This is a genomic window from Bacteroides sp. 11BF (genome assembly GCF_019633765.1).
GTDB classification, from domain to species: Bacteria; Bacteroidota; Bacteroidia; order Bacteroidales; family Bacteroidaceae; genus Bacteroides; species Bacteroides hominis.
In genome coordinates this window covers 12,357-32,274 of record NZ_JAFKPJ010000022.1, presented here as the reverse complement: position 1 = coordinate 32,274, position 19,918 = coordinate 12,357, and the positions used below count along the sequence as shown (strand labels likewise).

Here is a 19,918-nt window from a genome sequence, read left to right as displayed (position 1 = left end):
ATGTGCAAAATTAGGAACCTCCCAAGCATATATTTTTGTACTTTTATGCTATAATAATGAATAATACGACTATGTGGAAGGAAAATTTGTACCAACCTGTTGAAATTCTGCTAAGGGAGCATGACGAATTCCCTATCGGGGAACATCGGCATTCTTTCTTTGAGATAGTCTATATCCTGGAAGGGAACGGAAAATTCCATGCGTACACGTTGGGGGATGAGAAAGAATGCCACGGATATACAGCGGGAGACCTGTATCTGATTCCGCCGGAACGGGTACACCGGTTTACAATAGACAGCCACAGCCGATATGTCTTTATCCGTTTCACAAGGAATTATGTATCAGACTATATTAACAGCTACATAGAGAAAACCCTCGAAATACAGTCCGGATTTAGAATCCAACCTTCCGGTCCTGATAGGGGCGTGCTCTGTTCCCTGATGGGTATGACGGAAACCGAAGCGGCCAACAGGCAGGGGCTCTCCGGGCTGTTGCTGCAATACTATGTAAACAGTATCATACTGATCATATCAAGAAGCCTCTCGGAGATGATGCCAATATATGACCATACGGACAATGACAAGGCGCACTACATGCTCCAATATATCCAGCAGCATATCCACCAGCCGGAACTGCTCAAACTGGAGGTCCTGGCTGAAAAGTTCCATTTGTCCCCCGTTTATGCGGGCCGCTTCTTCAAACGTAACTTCGGGGAAGATTTCAGACGGTATGTATCAATGAACCGCTTGCGGAAGGTGGAGGAGATGCTTGTAAACACCCGTATGAGCATCAAGGAAATTGCTGCGAGGATGGGATACATAGACTCCTGTTATCTGAACAAGCTTTTCCGGCAGTATCATGGAATGACTCCTGCGCAATTCAGGAAACAGTACCTGAATATACGTGAAACAATAAGTTGATTGGCAATAGTCGGTCATACAACTGAAACAGGCCATTGCTAATGAAAATAGAGTACATCTGGCCGTCTTCTATTATTTCCGATTTTCATAGTTTGGCCTTACTGATTGTTTTTCTGTCATAAAGCCGTGAGTGAAGTTGTCTATGGTCTGGGATTTAGCTATACCCACCATTTAAGCCGGCTATTTAAAAAAGCAACCGGTTGTCTCCCACGGAATATGTTGCAGTAAAAATCAGACTTCTGTATGATTATTCCGGTATTCCGACGGTGAAACCCCTATACGCTACATATCGGCTGAAATAAGAGAGGGATGAGAAATTCATCCGCTCTACGATTTCCGTTAATGGGAGCTCCTTCCGATTCAAACAACGGATGACCTCGTGAAGCGTAAAACGGTCTATCCAGTAAGACGCAGGCTCGCCGCCCACCTTTTTGCATATTTCCGAAAGGTAATAAGGCGTAATGCAAAGATGCGACGCATAATAAGACAAATCACGATGCCGGACATATTCTCCTTGATAAAGCATTTCAATGAATTGCCGCAAAAGGGATATCGCCCTTTCCGGTATCGGTTCCGGTTTCCGCCCCCGCGCGTGAATATCGTACAGGTCGAGGATATGCGCAAGTAAAAGATGCCCCAGCATTTCTTCCTGAAAAAGGTGTTCCCGGTCATTCAGCCGTTCACGAAGGCGCAACATGTCGGTACGACATTTCCGGAAGTCGTTTTCCGAAAGTCTCATCACCGGATTCTGCAATAGTGACAAGTGCCCGATAATGCCGTAATTGCTACGCAGGGCCATTGAGGTGACAAATGATTCGGAAAGACTCATAATAATGGCGTCAAAGTCGGAGGACTCCGAGAAAGAGCAGGCCAAGGAACCGTTGGGCAGGATGACATAGTCGCCCTTGGCTATATTGTACCTCACATTGTGAAAAACAAAACTCATGCTTCCTTCCATGCAGAGGATATGCAGAATATGGCCGAACTGCTTTTGGGGATCGCAATCATTAACGGAATCCCAAAAGTATATTTTATCCCAAATCACCTGTTCCATTCTCTTCATATTTGCCGGATACAAATATAGACAAAAACCACGAAAAGTGAAAATCTCTCACCGTATATTGTAATAATGTATCTGTATGATTCCTATAACTTTGCACCTGTAAATCAAAAACAATATGACGATGAAGGAAGTAAGATTGAACAATGGAGTGATAATGCCGGCCATAGGATTCGGGGTTTTCCAGATTCCCGAGAATGAGACGGAAAGGGTCGTAACAGACGCACTCGAAGCCGGCTACCGGATGATCGACACAGCCGCGGCCTATTTCAACGAGAGACAGGTAGGCGATGCCATACGGCACAGCGGGCTGAAACGCGAAGATTTGTTCGTTACCACCAAACTATGGGTACAGGACTATGAATATGAAGATACCCTTCGGGCCTTTGACAACTCAATGAAACAGCTCGGGCTGGACTATCTGGATTTGTATCTGCTGCATAAACCGTATGGCAATTATTATGCGGTATGGAGAGCTGCGGAAAAATTGTATAAAGAGGGACGCGTACGCGCCATTGGGGTGACCAGTTTCGGAAACGAACGTCTGCAGGATCTCTTTCTGCACAACGAGGTGAAACCTGCCGTCAACCAGATAGAAATGCATCCTTTCTTCCAGCAAAAGGAAGCCAATGTCTTTCTGCAGCAAGAAGGCATACAGCATGAAGCGTGGGCACCGTTCGCAGAGGGCAAGAATGGCATATTCCAACATCCGGTTCTGAAAACCATCGCCGAGAAGCACGGAAGGACGGTGGGACAGGTCATTCTTCGTTGGCTGAACCAAAGAGGTGTGGTGGTCATTCCGAAAAGTGTCCGTAAAGAGCGTATGATGGAAAACCTGGATATCTTTAATTTTACGCTTACAGATGAAGAAATGAAGGACATAGCCGGACTGGATACAGGGAAAAGTCCGATTTACAACGACATGGACCTGCCGACAGTAAGAGGAATAGGTACACATAAAATACATGACTGATATGAATACTATCGAATTGAACAATGGCATTAAGATGCCGATGCTGGGCTATGGTGTCTTTTTGGTTGGCCCGCAAGAATGTGAGCACTGCGTGTCGGAAGCCATCCGGCTTGGCTATCGCCTGATTGATACGGCACAGGCATATTATAACGAGGAGGGCGTAGGTGCGGCAATCAGCAAATGCGGCGTACCGCGTGAAGAATTGTTTCTGACCACAAAAATATGGATCTCCAACGCGGGTGAGGAGAAGGCGGCACGGAGCATAGACGAATCGCTCCACAAACTCCGTACCGATTATATCGACCTGCTGCTCGTTCACCAGCCTTTTGGCGATTACTATGGGACATACCGGGCAATGGAAAAGGCATACAGGGACGGTAAAGTCCGGGCCATAGGCTTGAGCAATTTCTATGATGCCCGGTTTGTTGATCTGGCGGAAAACATGGAAATCAAACCCGCCGTCCTGCAGTTGGAGACGCACGTGTTTTCCCAGCAGGCCAGAATGAGGGAACTGATAAAGGATTACGGAACACGTCTGATGGCCTGGGGACCACTGGCGCAAGGCACAGACCGGATTTTCACAAATGAAACGCTGAAAAATATCGGGGCGAAATATGGCAAGACCAGTGCCCAGGTCGCTCTAAATTTCTTGACGGGTGAAGGTATTGTAGCGATTCCCAAATCGGTACATACGTTACGCATGACAGAGAATCTGGACATTGAGAGTTTCGAACTGACAGAAACAGACCGGAAGATGATCCGAAAGCTGGATACGGGACTGTCCAAGGTTGATTTTAACGATCCGGCGATGGCGAAATACCTATTGGAGTATGATAAGAATCTCAATCCAGATAATTGTCAATGAAAATATAACTGTATTCATTAAAAGCAGGCGAAAATATAAATGGAATATCATTCTTTTTTGCCTGCTTTTATTATTGTATGGAGATACCGTTTGTATTTTATCTTTTTATACATGAAGAACAAGAAACCTTCGGTGATATTTCCACTTATGGCTGTTACGATTCAGAGAAAGGAGAAACATACATTCAACATGAAGTGTAAGAAGGTCTTCTTATACTTAGTGGACGGAGAAGACAGTGTTGTGAACGAGCCGATGCAGTGGTAATGACCGTTTACAAAAACGGAAAGGAGATTGAGAAAAAGAGCCTTGTTTTTCGGGACGGAAAGGAGATCGGCACGGATGATCTGAATCTCCCCCGGATAAATGTTCGGGGAATTCTTTTTTCTTTTGAGCGTTCGGTAACGGTCGGGCTTTCGCCTTCTCCAAATCTTCGTCTAAAGGCTGTGGGCTTTACCCTGCAATCCCTAACGCAGTTTTTTGTACCTGATTTGTCATTCTGTTACCGGGATTTGTCCCCATGGTGGGAGATCCGTACCGACCAGCCAGGCACGCAATATCATTTTATAATAACCGGCAGGCTGTTCTTTGTGGTGTAACGCTCCGATATCGCTTTCTTTTTGTATTGGAATGTATAGGTACACGAAATTCTATAATTTACGTTCATAAATTATCTCTACAATTCCGTTATAACTTATTGCATTTTTAAAGTTTAGTCTTATTTTTTGATCTAAATTGTCAAATAACTTGATTCCATTACCGAGCACTGTTGGTATATAAGCGCCAGAATTTCCCTGCGTTCTTTCCGATGATGTGCTTATCCATACCTGTATTTTTTATAAGTTTATAAATGGTTTCAAATGGATAATGAAAAGTACTTTTACATCAATAGCGTTATGCACTGCAAACATTCCAGCGTTTATCGTTTATCCTTTTGATACGTTGTATCACTCTTTCCTGATATACAGTAAACCGTTTTGCCGTTTAATATATATCTTAATTCTCACGTGCGAACAGCAGGTGGAGATCTTTTTCACCTGCTGTATATATGCTATGAGTAGAAGTATCCAGTTAAGAGCCTTAAATCCAATTCTCAATACTATCCGTATGGGTTTTTAGGCGGTTCCCCAAGATACCTATTCCGCCAGCTTTCTTCTTCCCTCAGGCGTGCAGCATCCACATAGCATCATACGGATGACGAAACCGGAAATATCTTGTACGGAATCCTTTCTTATGATAATCCCTTCCTTAATTTCCGTTATCCGTGCACACAGGAAAGAGGAAAACATGAATGTGTCACAATCTGACACGCACAGCCCTTTTTGAATGCATACTCCCAGCGTCTCATTATATTTCATCCTCAATATTGCAATAAGGCGGTTCAATTCGGCGTGGCATCTGGGATATCTTCTCAAATCCCGAAAAAAAGAGACGTGGAAGGAGCCAAAATATCGCATGGAATGTGAATACAGTTTGATTATGAATTTCAAGGGAGACCCCATCCGCAGACGTAGCCTTTCGATAACCTCCTCTTCCCTTTTTATCTCACTTTGTATGCATTCCCAAAGTAAAGCCTCCTTGTCCGGAAATGCCCCATAAAACACATCTTTGGAAATATCAAGAGACATCCTGACGTCCTCCATCCGGGTGGCCCTGATGCCGAAACAGGGCCACCGCCATATCGCAGACTTGTTCCATATCCATAGTTGTCATTTCAATTAGAATGAGGTCCCTTTAAACACCGAGGAACGCTCCTTGGGAAGCAGGCGGCCATCCAGTGTGATCCGGTTGGAGTTGAGATTCGGGTTGACGGTTACGGACGCCCTGTTTGTCCCCTTGGGCAATGAAAGGTCAACCGTCGCCGAGATTCCTGTCCCCATGACACTCATGGAGAAAGTGATGTTCCCTTTTTTGTCCGTCTTCATCCTGATGTTCGACGCACGTCCTTCCACCGTTATGCCTCCCACACCGTTGGGGCCTCCGCCATTGAAAGGGGCTATCTGCACGACAGCCTTGTCATCCGACAGGGAGATAAAATTCGTATTGGAAGTTACAAAGGCCATCTCTCCCCGTTTGAAGACGATCCGGTCCGCTTCCAAAACAAAATCCAGTTCTTCCAGCGCTTTGACAGCATCCGCATAGTTTACGGAATCCATGACGGCTTCCATTCTTTCTTGAAGCTCGCGTTCTTCAGCGCTTTTCTGCTCCGCTTTCGTATAGATACGTTTCTCACTCTGGGCATATGCTGACATACCGGCCAGCAATATTGCCATCATAACAAATAGTCTGTTCATACTCAAAAGGATATAAATGATTTGACGAATCAATGTATATGTCTGATCCGTCTCCCGCCGGCCATATACACACAGGCGAGAGAGCACACAGCGCACGCCACAAATACGATTCCCGTAGTCTGTAGCGGATTTCCGATTCCAACCAGCGGTGAGACAAGCCCTCCGAATGCGAACGAGACGGCTCCCAACAGGGCGGAAGCGCTTCCCGAATGCTCCCTGCCCTTGTCCATGGCAAGGGTAGTGGAGGAGGTGAAGCAAAGTCCCAGCGAGAAAAGGATGCCGAGCATGAATCCCTCATAAACGGGGAAACTGCAACCGGCAAACAATGCCGCCGCTTCACAAACCGAAAAGACAAGCAAACCGGCACTGCCCAACAACGTTCCCTTCTCTATACGCCTGAACCTGGGGGCAAGAGCAGCCGATATGACCACGGCGAGTGCATTCATGCCGAAACACATGCTGAATTCCAACGGGGTAAAGCCGTAGTATTGCTGCATAATGAACGGCGCGGAAGCGATGTTGGCGAAAAGTGCAGCCTGGGCGAACCCAAGCTGCAACATATAACCCATGTAGGGACGGTTTCCCAATAAAGGTATGAAGTATGAAGGTAAACGTAAAAGACCGGATGAAACACGTCTCTCCACGGGCATAGATTCCTGATAATACAGACAGGCGAATAATAGCAACATACCGATAAACAGCAGGACGGCAAAGATGCTCTCCCAGCCTCCCGCCTCGGCCATTGCTCCTCCCAACACCGGAGCCAGCACCGGAGCTATACCGTTAATGGAACCTACAATCGCCAGAATTCTGGCCAATTCATGTCCGGAAAACAAGTCCGTTGATATGGAACGGGCAATGACAATGCTTCCGGCCGCTGCAATTCCTTGAAACAAACGGAATATGACAAACAGATATATGTCAGCCGAAAACAGACAAAGCAGCGTGGACAGGATAAAGAGCAACAGCGTCCACAACAATACCGGTTTTCTGCCATACCGGTCACTCATGGGGCCAAAGAGCAACTGCCCTGCAGCCAGACCAATCATGCAAGAGGTCAGGCTTAGCTGTACCATTGATGTGTTGGTGCCAAACAGATCTACCATGGACGGCAAGGCAGGCAGGTACATATCTGTGACAAACGGGCCAAAGGCTGTCAGCAGTCCCAGGAAAATCAACAGGAATATCCTGTAGGAATCCGTTCTCATTATCAGTGTTTTCATTCACATCCTCCTCCTAACGCATTATACAGATTAATGACGGACTGGCAGTACGTGAACCTGTCAGAAACCACATTCAAGCGGGCATTCAGCAACGACTGGCGTGCGGTAAGCAATTCCAGATAGGTGGCATTGCCGGTCCGGTACAATGACTCGGAGGTCTGTACAGCACGTTCCAGCTCCTTACACTGTCTCCGGTGGCTACCAAGGGTTCTTTGTACCGATTCCGTGGCATACAGCGCGTCGTTCACCTCCTGTCCGGCATCCAGCAGCGCCTGTTTGTAGGCGAGCAGGGCTATCTGTTCCTCATCCTTGGACACACGCAGGTTGGATATGAGCTTCCCCCGGTTGAAGATGGGTTGTGCCAGGGATGCTACAGCCGAAAGTATCCAGCCGCCGGGATTGCTCACCACTTGTCCCAGAGAGTTGGTCCAGCCGGCGCTCCCGGACAGCGTGAGACTCGGATAAAAAGCCGAACGTGCCTGATTGAGCGTATAATAGGCGTTTGCCAGCACCATTTCCGCCTGCACCACATCCGGGCGTTTGGACAGCAACCGCACGGGAAGTCCGGCGTTGATCCGTTCCGGGAATGTCTGTTGCTCCAGACTGCCCCGCTCAATGCTTCGAGCGGTTGTTCCCAACAGCGTGCAAAGCGCATTTTCCGCCTCGCGTTGCTGCCGCAGCAGGTCGTTGTGCGTGGCCTCCAGTTCGTGCAGGCTGGCACGGGCCTGGCTTACGGCATTCTCCGTTTCCTCACCCACTTTGAATTTCGACTCCATGACCCGTATCTGCTCTTTCCATACCTCCAACGTGGCACGGCTGATTTCCAGCTGCCCGTCCAACATCAGGAGCGAATAGTAACCGTTGGCGATGCTCGCTATCAAGTCCGAACGGACTGCCTGCCGGTAGGCTTCCTGTTGCAACAACGTGGCTTGTGAGCCTTTCTTGGCATTGCGCAGGTTGCCGAAAAGATCTATCTCCCAGCTCGCCTGAATGGGCAATTCATAAGTCTTCACAGTCTTACTCCCGTCAGTACCGGTCAGTGTACCCTGTGGGGAAAGGGTTAATGAAGGCAGAAACGACAAGCGTGCAGCCTTTAGCTGTGCTTTGGCTTGGTCAACGCGCAACAGGGCAGTCTGCATGTCGGTGTTGTTCTCCAGCCCGTAGCGGATCAGGTCTTGCAGCAAGGTGTCCCGGAACATCTCCTGCCATGGAAGGTCGCCCAGCGTCAGGGAATCTTCTTCCGACAGGGTGTTGTCCGTATCCCGGTAAAGACTGTCCACCGGCAAGCCCTCCGGTCGTTGGTAATTGCGGTAGATATGGCAGCTGCTCACCGCTGCCATACACAGCATCATATATATTATCTTTTTCATGATTGTCTCTCTTTTTTTCGTTTACCCATCACCCGTTCTTCGATGTACTGGAATACGATGAAGAATGCGGGTGTTACAAATAACAAAGCTACAGTTCCGATAAGTAAGCCGCCTACCGTACCTACACCCAAAGAACGGTTGCCGTTGGCACCTACTCCGGAAGCGAACATCAGCGGAAGCATACCGAAAATCATGGTGAGTGCCGTCATCAGGATCGGACGGAAGCGGACGGTAGCCGCACTCATGGCAGCTTGTGTCAATGACATGCCCGCTTGGCGGCGTTCGGTTGCATATTCGGTCATCAGAATTGCTGTTTTGGAAAGCAGTCCGATCAGCATGATCAGTCCCGTCTGCAAGTAGATGTTGTTTTCGATTCCCCATATACGGGCAAAGAGGAAACTTCCCATCAGCCCGAAAGGTACGGAAAGTATCACCGCCATCGGGATGAACATACTTTCGTAGAGAGCGCAGAGTATCAGGTAGATGAATAGGATGCACACGGCGTAGATGATGACGGTGTCATGTGATTCCGCCATCTGCTCTTCTTCACGCGTCATGCCGGAATACTCGTATCCGTAACCGGTAGGCAGGGTTTGTGCCGCTACCTCGCTCACGGCATTGATGACATCTCCCGAACTGTATCCTTCCGCCGGCATCCCCTGCACGTTGATGGAGGAGAACATGTTGAAACGTGTCAAAGACTCCGCACCGTAGGTCTTGGTCAGTTTCACGAACTGGCTGACCGGTGCCATCCCGCCGCTTGTCCTCACAAAGATATTGTCCAACGACTGCATGTTCCTGCGACTGTCCGAAGGGGCTTGGATAATGACGCGGTACAGTTTTGTGAAACGGTTGAAATTGGAGGCATAGATGCTTCCGAAATAGCCGGACAATACCTCGAGAACTGCATCCGTGGTAGTGCCTGCACGCTGGCATTGCGCCTCGTCCACATCCACACGGTATTGAGGGAAATTGGCACTGAACGATGTATAGGCTATCTGTATCTCCGGCCGCTTGTTCAGTTCGGCAAGAAATCCGTCGGTTACTTTGCTCAAGGCGTCGATGCCTTTTCCGCTCCGGTCTTGAATATAAAGCTCAAAGCTGTTTCCTGTGCCATAACCTGAAATCATGGGCGGTGAGAACACGAAGATGTTGGCATTCTTGATGCCTGCCGTGTGGCGGTAGATTTCCTCGGAAATGGCATCCACGCTGCTCTCCTCATCCTGCCGTTCATCCCAGTGTTTCAACTTGATGATAAACATGCCGTGAGAGGAGCCGCTGCCCGAACCCATGCCGAATCCGGCAACCTTGTTGAAATTGTCGATCTGCGGAATCTCCTTCAGCTCTTTCTCCACCTTGTTCATGATACTTGCGGTCTCGGCCAGCGTGCTTCCCGCAGGCGCGTCCAGGCTGACAAAGATGGACCCGGTATCCTCCGACGGGACAAGACCGGTCTTGGTGGTGCTCATCAGATAGCCGAGCAACAGGACCGCCAGCCCCAACGAGGACCATGCCAGCCATTTATGCTTGACAAAGACCTTGGTTCCCGACTTGTACTTCAGCACAATGCGTTTGAAGGCCGAGTCGAAAGCCATGCGGAAACGGGTGGAGAACTCCGGTCTTTTCCCTTCCATCAGGATCTCGTTCGGACGCAGTATCAGGGCGCACAAGGCGGGTGAAAGCGTCAGGGCATTCACGGCCGAGATACCTACGGCAACCGCCATCGTGATGCCGAACTGCGTATAGAAAATGCCCGATGTTCCACCCATAAAAGACACCGGAACGAATACCGCCATAAAGACCAGGGTGGAGGTGACGATGGCCGACGAGATACCGCTCATGGCGTCAACGGATGCCTTATAGGGCGAACGGTAACCTTCATCGAAACGGGTCTGCACCGCTTCAACCACAATGATGGCATCGTCCACGATTGTACCGATGGCGAGCACCAGCGCGAACAGTGTCAGCAGGTTGATGCTGAACCCGGCGACATAGAGGGCGGCGAACGTACCGATCAGCGACACAAAGATGCTGATGGTGGGAATCAGTGTGGAACGAGGATTCTGGAGGAACACATATACCACCAGTACTACCAGTATAATAGCCTCCAGCAGTGTCTTGATGACCTCGTTGATGGAAGCGTCAAGAAAGTTCTTTGTACTCATCAGCTCCACGATTTCCATGTCTTCCGGAAGAGTCTCCTCCAGCTCGTCCAGGTACTTGTCTATATTGGTGATGATTTCATTGGCATTCGTTCCGGCCGTCTGGTTGATCATACAGGTGCTTCCCGGAGCACCGTTCACCGTACCGGTATAAGAGTAGCTCTGCGCTCCCAACTCTACGGTGGCGATGTCTTTCAGTTTCAGTACACGTCCGTCATCGTAAGCCTTGATGACGATTTCCTCAAACTCCTGTTCGGTTTCCAGCCTTCCGCGGTATTTTAATGTATATTGGTATACGTTCTTGGAGTCTTCGCCGATGGAGCCGGTGGATGCCTCGATGTTCTGGCTGGAAAGCGCCGTCTCCACATCGCTTGGTTCCAGTTCATATTGTGCCATTACGTCCGGTTTTAACCAGATACGCATCGCATAATCTCCTCCCATCACATTGACTTCACCTACACCCGAGATACGCTGTATCTGCGGTTTCACATTAATAGTCAGGTAATTGGTCAGGAATGTTTCATCGTATGTCCCTTTCGGACTGTAAAGTCCAAAGATTTTCAGCATACTGCTTTGCCGCTTCATGGTGGTGACACCTACTTTAGTCACCTCTGCCGGTAACAGCGAGGTCGCAGTGGACACCTTGTTCTGCACATTGACGGCTGCCATGTCCGGGTCACTACCCTGCTTGAAATAAACCGTGATTTCCGCACTGCCGGTATTGCTGGCGGTAGATGTCATGTAAGTCATGTTCTCCACCCCGTTGATGGCTTCTTCCAGCGGCACGATAACACTTTTCTGCACGGCTTCCGCATTGGCTCCGCTATAAGTAGTAGAAACACGGATGGTTGGAGGAGCAATGTCCGGATATTGCTCCACGGACAATGCATACAGACCGATTAATCCGGCTACTAAAATAACGACCGAAATGACAATCGAAAGAATCGGCCGGTCTATAAATCTTTGCAGTTTCATAAGCTATCCCTCCTTTCCTTCTTTTACTGCGGCTTCTTCCCTTACAGTGGATACGACCGTACCGTCCTTCAGCAAACCCGCTCCTTCGGAAACAATCACATCCCCTTCCTGCAGCCCTTCTTCTACAATGTATTCCGTCCCGTCATTGATTTCAAAAACTTTTATCGGGGTGGAAACAGCCTTGCCGTCCATCACTTTATAGGCAAAAATACGGTTCTGGATCTCATAGGTTGCCCCCTGGGGAATGACGATACATTGCGTCCGGTCGTATGGTATGACGATATTCGCCTGTCCGCCGCTCATCAGACGTTTATCCTTATTTCCGAACACGGCGCGCATGCTTACCGTCCCGGTCGTTTTATCAATGATACCGCTGATAACGTCTATTTTTCCTTTTTGTCCGTAAACCGAGCCGTCATTCAATTCCAGCGACACTTCCGGAAAAGACCGCAAGGCATTATCCAAAGAGCCGTACCGGGCTGTCAGGGAAAGTACCTGCTTCTCCGTCAGAGAGAAATAAGCGTACATCTCCGAATTGTCCGAAACACGAATAAGGGCATCCGTCATGGACGCACTGACCAATGCTCCGATACGATAGGACGTCATGCCTGCATACCCGTCCACGGGACTTTTCACTTCTGTATAGGAAAGGTTGTTGCGGGCCTCTGTCATTTCAGCCTGCGCCTGCAACAGGGCGGCTTTGGCGCTCTTGTAGTCATTCTGTGCCGTGCGCAGTTCAAAATCCGAGATTACTTTATCATCGAACAAAGACTGCTTGCCTTCCAATGTCTGTCTGGCAGTCGCTTCGCCCGCTTCCGCCGTTGCCACAGCAGCCTCTGCCTTTTGCAAGGCTGCCTTGTACGGTACCTGGTCAATAATGAACAGCACTTGTCCTTTACGGACACGCGCCCCTTCCTCCACACAAACCTGCGTGATTGTTCCCGAAACCTGAGGACGCACCTCCACATCCTGCTTTCCCTCTATCACTGCCGAATATTTGACAGAAAGCTGCCGGTCTTCCGGTTTCAATGTCATAAGGGGATAATTCCCACCATCTTCCTGTTGCCTTGCATTCTGCCGACAACCGGTCAGCAGGCACATGCAACATAATACTGATACAAAAACACTTCTTACCTTCATTTTTTTTTTTAGTTAAATTTGTTATTTATGCTGCGAAAATAAACAGGGAATCCCACTCCATTCTTGTACAAACGGCGCAAGAATTTGTCCGAATTGCCCTCCATTAAAAAACATTAGCAAATAGTATGTCTATTTGACGCATGAAATTGTTCAACCGGGACATCTTTTTATATTTTTGCAGTGTCACGTAAACCCAACGGAATTAAAATGACACAGAAAGAATTATCCCTGTTGTTTCCTCCCGATCTTTATAGGGAGGGACTGCTCTTGCTGGTATCTCCTGAAAGTTTTCACAAACTGGAAGGCAAGACTATTGAGAGAAGCCGTTTGCATATGCTCGTATGTGACGGTATTCTGGAGCTGGAACTGAATGGAAAAGCGTATGAAATGAGAGGACCTTCCCTTCTCGATATCATGGATACCGTCACGGTCCGGATAAATAGAGCCAGTCCGGATTTGCGGGGCTGGTGCCTGTTCATCACTTTCGAGTTTGCCAGCGAGTCCCTGAAGAATCTCCGTCCCGGCCCGTTGAACCGTTTGCTGGAACAGCTGTGCCTTCCCGTTTGGAGCCTCTCACAGATGGAAAACGAAATTCTTGAGAAACAACTGCTCCTGATGAAAGGGACACTTGAGAATCCGAAACATTATTACCGGCAGGAACTCTGTGAAACTTACTTCAGAAGTTTCAGTCTTGAGCTGGGAAACATCATGTTCACCCATGAAGAGAACATGGACGGTGCGCCATCTTATATCAGTAAAAGGGATTTTGTCACGTTGAATTTCATGAAGCTTGTTTCAAGACATTTCATGGAGGAACATAATATTGATTTTTATGCGAAAGCCTTATGCATTTCCAACAAGCACCTTACACGTGTTGTCAAGGAGATGACAGGCAAGACGCCGCATACGGTCATCTGCAATGAACTGATACACCAGGCCATGGCCATGCTTGAGGACGACAGTGTTCCGGTAGCACAAATTGCGGAGCTGCTTCACTTCTCGGACCAGGCGGCGTTCTGCAAATTCTTCAAGAAGCACAAGAAAGTCTCCCCCATGGCATATAGGAGAAGATATATCGAATAACCTGTAGTTCTCTGACCGTATTTTGCCATGCATCAGATTCCAATTACAAACAACTTGTCTGTTGCATAATTTTGCGGCAAGAGTCCGGCAGGTTCCGCATGGCAAGACCTGCCTGGAATCCGAGCAGTAAACTGGCGACAATCTGCATCCATTGCCTTTGGTAGATACTTTGTCCCCGGTAACAGAATTTGCAGGGGGAAAGTGCATACGTACAGATGATATATTGCATAAAAGTGGGAGATATTGCTCCTCAAAGGATCGGTGTATAAGGCAGGTAGAATATAGATAAGATTCTCTAAGGTTACAATATACATAACATATCTTTTTATCATAGTAGCTTTATTCTGCCCCCTGCAACTTATTCTCATACGTTTCCAGTTCCTTCCTGTTCCGGCTGGACGTTACCAAATAATCCCTGAAAAAATGAGGAGCACCGCTATTGTCTTTATTGAATGGATCCATTCCCCAACATCCAGCCACGATGTAGGCTACAAACGGCTGGATATAATTCTACATTTCGGTTACCGTGAGGCGGAGGTTTTTCTACCTCAGCCTATTATTTGTAAATTTCTCTCTCGTTTTTTTAGTATCTTTACAGACAGATAAAAGAGTTATTTGAAAGCATGAGGAATATAGTGCTTCTGAACAGGCTGGCATTTTCTTATCCGTTACCTATTCTCATGCGAGTTTACTGCAAACAGTTGATAGTCAAATAAAATATCTCAGACTTCAACAAATATAGGGAAAAGTCAGTGCGCCTTCACCAACCTTTATTTTTTCATTTATTGTGCAAACTATCCAACCATGATACGTAGTCCCGGCCCATTCTCAGACTAACTTTATGCATCTTCGACAATACAAAAAATTAAAGAAATACTGCAACTACAGTATTTCTTTAATTTCGTATCTGTCTACCTCTTTATTTTTCATCCACAGGCTTGTCCTAACTTCGTACGGTCCGCCAAAGAAGATTTTATCCTCTCCTGCAGGAATTCGTTCAGATCCTTGTGTGGCAGATAGTGCACGGCCTTGTCGATCACTTTTTCACACTGCCTTCCGATCTCCTCCACCGCCTTCTTGCCGGCTTCATCATTATCCAGGAAGCAACAGACTTGTCCGTAGCTTCTAAGGATATCCACTGCCTTGGGCAGGTTGGCCACAGAATTGAGCACCACGCAGTCCGGCACGGCTTGCCCTTTCTTCAAGGCCAGGTACGAGAGATAGTCCATGAACCCCTCGAAAACCAGCACCGATGATTGCCGTCTATCCCCTGCATTATGGCTGACATGCGTGATATCCTTGGGAGAGACCGCTCCTTTGAAATACGGGTTGCGTATCTCAAGCCCCCCTTTCCTGTTTTTGAAACCGACCGCGAAATACCATTTGCCGCGCATGCGGTAATGTACCTCCACGCATTCCCTTGAGGCGATATCGGAAGGAATGCCCCTTGTCCCGAGATAATCCAGCAGGACGGTGTTCTTAAGAGGTGAGACGCGCAGCTCCTCAAAGGCCGATGCCACAATCCGTCCTTTCGCAGGAGAAGGAACCGGCCTGAACGCCGGAAAATCGCTCCCGATCCTCTGCAATACGGTCGGGATATCCGTCACCCCGTACAGCCTTTGTGCCAGGTCGATGATACTGCCCCCGGTTCCCTCCCCGAAATCATGTCACAGGTTCAAGGAAAGGCTGACCTTGAATGACGGGGTACGCTCCTGCTTGAAAGGCGAAAGGTACCATACACTGTCCCCCTGTCTTCTGACAGGCGAGAACCCCGCCCGTCCGAGGAAATCCTCCAGCGGAATCTTCTTTACTTCCTCGATGTTCATCGCTTGCTTGTTTTACAGGTTATTTAAAAGTCACAACCACCGTTCAGGTGGAATGAATATGGAAATAACAGCGGTTCTCTGGCAGCCCCTGCCATTGCTTTATCCATTGTCAATCCCCCGTTCCAATACTGCAATTTGCTACTTTTGCATAGCGCAAGTACACAGGCCTTAACACTTCTTGGATTTACTTCAATTAAAAGTCTGGCTCCGCTGTCCGTAGAATGATAATTGGCCCGCAGATGCCGTATAGAAGAGTACCTATCGTGATGCGACCGCGGACTTGTGCTCTCATTTTCTAATGTTCACAATTATGCCAAAGAAAGCTACAGCTGTAAAAACAGCAACGGGTAAGAAATTGAAAGTAGTCAATCCCAATGCAGCGGGGATTGACATTGCGGCATCAGAAATTCAGGTATGTGTACCGGATGACTGGGATTCTGATTGCAACCGTTGTTTCGGGTGCTTTACCCAAGACTTGAAGTCAATAGTCCAATGGCTCAAGAATTGCCGCATTGAAACCGTAGCCATGGAGTCGACCGGTATTTACTGGCTGCCTTTGTATTTCACCCTCAAGGAAAACGGATTTGACGTGGTGCTGGTAAATGCCCGTGACGTAAAAAATCTGTCAGGCCGTAAAACGGATGAGGCTGATGCCGAATGGCTCATGCTTCTCCATAGTTACGGGTTGCTCAGATGTAGCTTCCAAGCCGAGAATGAAGCACGTGCGATACGTAACCTGACCCGCCACCGTTCTAACTTGTTGCAGTCATCAAGCCGTGAAGCCCTTCATATGCAAAAAGCGATGGAACAGATGAACCTGAAACTTGGCAATGTCACAAGCGACTTGTAAGGAAAGTCCGGCATGGCTATAATTAAGGCAATCATCGACGGCAACTATAATCCAACGGGACTGGCAATGCTGGCGGAGGAGAATTGTAAGGCGACAAAGGAGATTATAGCCAAATCACTTGAAGGTATATGGGCCGAGGATCAGCTATTTGAACTGAAACAGGCATATGACCAGTACTGGTTCATCCAAGGACAAATCCGTCAATGCGACAGGCAGATAGAGATGCATCTTACACGTTACCGTGCATATCTGGACTCTGGGGCTTACACGATGCAAAAAGAAGATAGGCAAGAAAAATGCTCCTGACTTTGATGTCGAACGGTATGTTTTTAACATTTGGAAAGTCAATGTCATGGCTATTCCCAGTATGAGCGCCATCTCGCTCCTGCAACTGATTGGGGAACTCGGCCACGACTTTGTTGGAAAGTTTGAGAATTGCCACATGTTTTGCAGTTGGTTGAATCTCGTTCCTAATAATAAAATATCGGGCGGCAAACCACTGTCAAGCAAAATTCCTAAACGTACAAACGCTTGCGGACAGATATTCCAACTTTGCGCCAACTCGCTCAAAAAAAATATGCCCCATAATGCTCGCTTTCTCTACCAACAACCCAAAATAGAAATTAATAACTATTTGATTGTTAATTGGTTTTCGCTACCTTTGCAATTTGTGAAAAAACACTTAGTTTTACTTCTTAAATCAACAATCCTTTGGTTTTAAGTCAATTTTGTGTGTTGTTATAATCTTGTTTTCCTGTTGGTTATCTTTCTCTTTTATTCTTTCTTATTCCTCTGTATCTTCGTTTTACTGATGACAAACAGGAACTTTGAAGCGGAAATAAGGAAAGTCAACAGAGTGTCCATATATTCTTTTCAGTGCCTTTTTATATGAATCAATATTTAAACCTGCTCTAAAACTATTTTTTCTTTTGGTTTGTTTTATCTTTGCATAGACACACTTCACACAAAAATATGCTTGTATGCAGAGAGCCAAAAAAAATTATCTTATTTATGTGATCATGTTGCTCCTTTTCGGGGCACTTATTTACATGGCTATCGAGGAAGGTGACCGTTTTTCACACCATGTGGTAGCATCATCAGCTGTTGCGGAGGAGACTCCTTTCGCTATGTTTTGTCAGTTTGTCACCGACAATCTGCATCATCCGTTAAGTATATTGTTGATACAGATAATCGCTGTCTTGTTGATGGTGAGGCTTTTTGGTTTTCTGTTTAAACATATTGGGCAACCGGGGGTGATTGGTGAGATTGTGGCGGGAATTGTGTTGGGACCTTCCGTGTTGGGCTATTTTTTTCCGGATGTATTCCAGGCCCTGTTCCCTCCGGAGTCCCTTACGAATCTTGAATTATTGAGCCAGGTCGGTCTGGTACTTTTCATGTTTGTGATCGGAATGGAACTCGATTTCAGTGTACTTAAAAACAAGATCAACGAAACATTGGTCATCAGCCATGCAGGTATATTGGTTCCGTTCTTCCTCGGCATCGTCGCATCTTACTGGATTTATGAAGAATATGCCGCTGCCCAGACAAGTTTCCTGCCGTTTGCCCTTTTCATCGGTATCTCTATGAGTATTACCGCTTTCCCGGTATTGGCCCGCATCATTCAGGAACGGAATATGACGAAAACTCCTTTGGGAACTTTGGCCATAGCTTCGGCTGCCAATGATGATGTCACTGCCTGGTGTTTGCTGGCTGTAGTCATAGCCATTGCCAAGGCCGGAACATTTGCCAGCGCTCTTTATGCCATCGGGCTGACTGCCCTTTATATCATAATCATGTTTATGGTGGTACGGCCGTTTCTCAAGAAAGTAGGAGAGGTGTATGCTAATCAGGAGGTGATTAATAAAACATTTGTGGCCCTGATTCTGCTGATTTTGATTATTTCCTCTACGCTTACCGAGATTATCGGTATTCATGCCCTGTTCGGAGCCTTCATGGCAGGAGTCGTGATGCCTCCCAGCCTGGGATTTCGTAAGGTGATGATGGAAAAAGTGGAAGACATTGCTCTTGTCTTTTTCCTTCCGCTTTTCTTTGCCTTTACCGGGTTGCGTACGGAGATCGGGTTGATTAACAGTCCGGCGCTTTGGGGAGTCTGCCTGTTGTTGATTACGGTTGCTGTGGCAGGAAAACTGGGTGGTTGCGCCGTTGCCGCCCGTTTGGTGGGAGAGTCGTGGAAAGACAGTTTTACTATCGGTACGCTGATGAATACACGGGGATTGATGGAGTTGGTCGCATTAAATATCGGATACGAAATGGGAGTGCTTCCACCTTCTATTTTTGTAATCCTGGTCATTATGGCTCTGGTGACTACCTTCATGACCACCCCGTTGCTGCATTTTGTTGAACAGATTTTTGCCCGTCGCGAAGAACGTTTATCGGCTAAGTTGAAGTTGGTCTTTTGTTTTGGACGACCGGAGTCGGGACGCAGCCTGCTTTCCGTCTTTTTCTTATTATTTGGTAAAAAGATGAAAGCTGCCCATGTGGTCGCTGCCCATTTTACGGTGGGGACGGACTTAAACCCATTGAATGCAGAGCAATATGCCCGTGATAGCTTCTCGCTGGTGGACGAAAAAGCTTCCGAGTTGGGACTTAGTGTTGAAAACCGTTACCGGGTGACCGATAAATTGGTGCAGGATATGATCCGGTTGGCACGAAAAGAGCGTCCTGACATGTTTCTGCTGGGAGCAGGAAGTAAGTACAGACCGGATGCTGCCGGAGGCAGTGGAGTGTTATGGCTCTCTTTGTTTCGTGATAAGATAGATGATGTGATGGAACAGGTGAAATGTCCGGTAGCCGTTTTTGTCAACCGTGGTTATAGCGGAAACGTCCCCGTCTCTTTTGTGTTGGGTGGGGTGATCGATGCTTTTCTGCTTACTTATCTTGAGAGTATGCTGGAGGGGGGCGCACAGGTACATCTTTTCCTCTTCGATACCGATGATGAGGCTTTCCGGCAGTCTACAGATCCGATATTGGCTAAATATTCCTCCCGGATACGAACGCAATCCTTTAGTAGCGCCGTCGATCTGGCTTCGGTAGCAAAGGACGGCTTGCTTGTGATGAGCCACCTGTCCTATACGAAGTTGTCCGAAGAGGAAGAAGTGTTCCGTGATTTTCCTTCCTTGTTAGTCATCCGGCGGCCTAAGAAAAACTAAGGTACTACTA

The 19,918-nt window shown here is 47.6% G+C and carries 18 protein-coding genes; 10 read left to right on the top strand and 8 right to left on the bottom strand.

Translation table 11 applies throughout. The annotated features are described in order from the left end of the window. Window positions 1–71 precede the first annotated feature (71 nt). Window positions 72–920: an AraC family transcriptional regulator gene (locus JZY04_RS18460; protein WP_220575446.1), complete on the top strand. Its 849-nt coding sequence runs from the start codon at window positions 72–74 to the stop codon at window positions 918–920. Window positions 921–1,167: 247 nt separating this feature from the next. Here the strand turns inward: JZY04_RS18460 and JZY04_RS18455 are convergent, their stop codons facing one another. Next, window positions 1,168–1,974, bottom strand: a complete 807-nt coding sequence (locus tag JZY04_RS18455) for an AraC family transcriptional regulator (protein ID WP_250706981.1) — start codon at window positions 1,972–1,974, stop codon at window positions 1,168–1,170. 130 nt (window positions 1,975–2,104) lie between these two features. Here JZY04_RS18455 and JZY04_RS18450 point away from each other — a divergent pair, with 130 nt between their 5' ends. The 4 genes from JZY04_RS18450 to JZY04_RS21360 all read left to right on the top strand — a co-directional run bounded on the left by JZY04_RS18450 (window position 2,105) and on the right by JZY04_RS21360 (window position 4,414). After that, a complete protein-coding gene (locus JZY04_RS18450) occupies window positions 2,105–2,953 on the top strand; it encodes an aldo/keto reductase (protein WP_122143529.1) in 849 nt (282 codons plus the stop codon). A gap of 1 nt (window position 2,954) precedes the next feature. Then, entirely contained in the window at window positions 2,955–3,818 is an 864-nt protein-coding gene (locus JZY04_RS18445; RefSeq protein ID WP_122143550.1) for an aldo/keto reductase, read from the top strand. A gap of 111 nt (window positions 3,819–3,929) precedes the next feature. Beyond that, window positions 3,930–4,082, top strand: a complete 153-nt coding sequence (locus JZY04_RS21365) for a hypothetical protein (protein WP_250706979.1) — start codon at window positions 3,930–3,932, stop codon at window positions 4,080–4,082. Then, window positions 4,082–4,414, top strand: a complete 333-nt coding sequence (locus JZY04_RS21360) for a hypothetical protein (protein WP_250706978.1) — start codon at window positions 4,082–4,084, stop codon at window positions 4,412–4,414. Before JZY04_RS21365 ends, JZY04_RS21360 begins: the two co-directional genes overlap by 1 nt. Window positions 4,415–5,533: 1,119 nt before the next feature. Here the strand turns inward: JZY04_RS21360 and JZY04_RS18435 are convergent. Genes JZY04_RS18435 through JZY04_RS18415 form a run of 5 tightly spaced genes read right to left on the bottom strand, consistent with a single transcriptional unit; the run spans window position 5,534 to window position 12,979 of the window. Beyond that, window positions 5,534–6,109, bottom strand: a complete 576-nt coding sequence (locus JZY04_RS18435; RefSeq protein WP_122143549.1) for a DUF4251 domain-containing protein — start codon at window positions 6,107–6,109, stop codon at window positions 5,534–5,536. Window positions 6,110–6,138: 29 nt separating this feature from the next. After that, entirely contained in the window at window positions 6,139–7,332 is a 1,194-nt protein-coding gene (locus JZY04_RS18430) for a multidrug effflux MFS transporter (RefSeq protein ID WP_122143527.1), read from the bottom strand. Next, complete coding sequence (locus JZY04_RS18425) at window positions 7,329–8,702, bottom strand: efflux transporter outer membrane subunit (protein ID WP_122143526.1); 1,374 nt, start codon at window positions 8,700–8,702, stop codon at window positions 7,329–7,331. The genes JZY04_RS18430 and JZY04_RS18425 overlap by 4 nt, the downstream gene beginning before the upstream one ends. Then, the gene (locus tag JZY04_RS18420; RefSeq protein WP_122143525.1) at window positions 8,699–11,839 is read right to left on the bottom strand and encodes an efflux RND transporter permease subunit; all 3,141 of its coding nucleotides are present in this window, start codon (window positions 11,837–11,839) and stop codon (window positions 8,699–8,701) included. Before JZY04_RS18420 ends, JZY04_RS18425 begins: the two co-directional genes overlap by 4 nt. 3 nt (window positions 11,840–11,842) lie before the next feature. Continuing rightward, on the bottom strand, window positions 11,843–12,979 hold the full coding sequence (locus JZY04_RS18415) for an efflux RND transporter periplasmic adaptor subunit (RefSeq protein ID WP_122143524.1): 1,137 nt from the start codon (window positions 12,977–12,979) through the stop codon (window positions 11,843–11,845). 207 nt (window positions 12,980–13,186) lie between these two features. Here JZY04_RS18415 and JZY04_RS18410 point away from each other — a divergent pair, with 207 nt between their 5' ends. Further along, window positions 13,187–14,062 (top strand): AraC family transcriptional regulator, encoded by an 876-nt coding sequence (locus tag JZY04_RS18410; protein ID WP_122143523.1) that lies wholly within the window; start codon window positions 13,187–13,189, stop codon window positions 14,060–14,062. A gap of 926 nt (window positions 14,063–14,988) precedes the next feature. On the opposite strand, the gene JZY04_RS18405 is transcribed toward JZY04_RS18410, so the two are convergent. Together JZY04_RS18405 and JZY04_RS18400 are read right to left on the bottom strand one after the other, a co-directional pair. Next, a complete protein-coding gene (locus tag JZY04_RS18405; protein ID WP_122143521.1) occupies window positions 14,989–15,669 on the bottom strand; it encodes a toprim domain-containing protein in 681 nt (226 codons plus the stop codon). Between the two features lie 60 nt (window positions 15,670–15,729). Further along, complete coding sequence (locus tag JZY04_RS18400; RefSeq protein ID WP_181996520.1) at window positions 15,730–15,888, bottom strand: hypothetical protein; 159 nt, start codon at window positions 15,886–15,888, stop codon at window positions 15,730–15,732. 310 nt (window positions 15,889–16,198) lie between these two features. Here JZY04_RS18400 and JZY04_RS18395 point away from each other — a divergent pair, with 310 nt between their 5' ends. From JZY04_RS18395 to JZY04_RS18380, 4 genes are all read left to right on the top strand, one after another. Continuing rightward, window positions 16,199–16,738: a transposase gene (locus JZY04_RS18395; protein WP_181996518.1), complete on the top strand. Its 540-nt coding sequence runs from the start codon at window positions 16,199–16,201 to the stop codon at window positions 16,736–16,738. Window positions 16,739–16,750: 12 nt separating this feature from the next. Beyond that, the gene (locus JZY04_RS18390; protein ID WP_122143519.1) at window positions 16,751–17,044 is read left to right on the top strand and encodes a hypothetical protein; all 294 of its coding nucleotides are present in this window, start codon (window positions 16,751–16,753) and stop codon (window positions 17,042–17,044) included. A gap of 46 nt (window positions 17,045–17,090) precedes the next feature. Then, window positions 17,091–17,459, top strand: coding sequence for a transposase (locus JZY04_RS18385; RefSeq protein ID WP_122143518.1), 369 nt, complete (start codon window positions 17,091–17,093; stop codon window positions 17,457–17,459). Window positions 17,460–17,718: 259 nt separating this feature from the next. Continuing rightward, the gene (locus tag JZY04_RS18380; protein ID WP_022011790.1) at window positions 17,719–19,908 is read left to right on the top strand and encodes a cation:proton antiporter; all 2,190 of its coding nucleotides are present in this window, start codon (window positions 17,719–17,721) and stop codon (window positions 19,906–19,908) included. Window positions 19,909–19,918 lie beyond the last annotated feature (10 nt).

What these genes read in the sequence shown, in the direction of transcription:
- JZY04_RS18420 (WP_122143525.1), bottom strand. Translation starts at nt 11,839, where the DNA reads ATGAAACTGCAAAGATTTATAGACCGGCCGATTCTTTCGATTGTCATT.
- JZY04_RS18380 (WP_022011790.1), top strand. Translation starts at nt 17,719, where the DNA reads ATGCAGAGAGCCAAAAAAAATTATCTTATTTATGTGATCATGTTGCTC.
- JZY04_RS18455 (WP_250706981.1), bottom strand. Translation starts at nt 1,974, where the DNA reads ATGGAACAGGTGATTTGGGATAAAATATACTTTTGGGATTCCGTTAAT.
- JZY04_RS18395 (WP_181996518.1), top strand. Translation starts at nt 16,199, where the DNA reads ATGCCAAAGAAAGCTACAGCTGTAAAAACAGCAACGGGTAAGAAATTG.
- JZY04_RS18425 (WP_122143526.1), bottom strand. Translation starts at nt 8,702, where the DNA reads ATGAAAAAGATAATATATATGATGCTGTGTATGGCAGCGGTGAGCAGC.
- JZY04_RS18430 (WP_122143527.1), bottom strand. Translation starts at nt 7,332, where the DNA reads ATGAAAACACTGATAATGAGAACGGATTCCTACAGGATATTCCTGTTG.
- JZY04_RS21365 (WP_250706979.1), top strand. Translation starts at nt 3,930, where the DNA reads ATGAAGAACAAGAAACCTTCGGTGATATTTCCACTTATGGCTGTTACG.
- JZY04_RS18385 (WP_122143518.1), top strand. Translation starts at nt 17,091, where the DNA reads ATGGCTATTCCCAGTATGAGCGCCATCTCGCTCCTGCAACTGATTGGG.
- JZY04_RS18460 (WP_220575446.1), top strand. Translation starts at nt 72, where the DNA reads ATGTGGAAGGAAAATTTGTACCAACCTGTTGAAATTCTGCTAAGGGAG.
- JZY04_RS21360 (WP_250706978.1), top strand. Translation starts at nt 4,082, where the DNA reads ATGACCGTTTACAAAAACGGAAAGGAGATTGAGAAAAAGAGCCTTGTT.
- JZY04_RS18410 (WP_122143523.1), top strand. Translation starts at nt 13,187, where the DNA reads ATGACACAGAAAGAATTATCCCTGTTGTTTCCTCCCGATCTTTATAGG.
- JZY04_RS18435 (WP_122143549.1), bottom strand. Translation starts at nt 6,109, where the DNA reads ATGAACAGACTATTTGTTATGATGGCAATATTGCTGGCCGGTATGTCA.
- JZY04_RS18400 (WP_181996520.1), bottom strand. Translation starts at nt 15,888, where the DNA reads ATGAACATCGAGGAAGTAAAGAAGATTCCGCTGGAGGATTTCCTCGGA.
- JZY04_RS18450 (WP_122143529.1), top strand. Translation starts at nt 2,105, where the DNA reads ATGAAGGAAGTAAGATTGAACAATGGAGTGATAATGCCGGCCATAGGA.
- JZY04_RS18415 (WP_122143524.1), bottom strand. Translation starts at nt 12,979, where the DNA reads ATGAAGGTAAGAAGTGTTTTTGTATCAGTATTATGTTGCATGTGCCTG.
- JZY04_RS18390 (WP_122143519.1), top strand. Translation starts at nt 16,751, where the DNA reads ATGGCTATAATTAAGGCAATCATCGACGGCAACTATAATCCAACGGGA.
- JZY04_RS18445 (WP_122143550.1), top strand. Translation starts at nt 2,955, where the DNA reads ATGAATACTATCGAATTGAACAATGGCATTAAGATGCCGATGCTGGGC.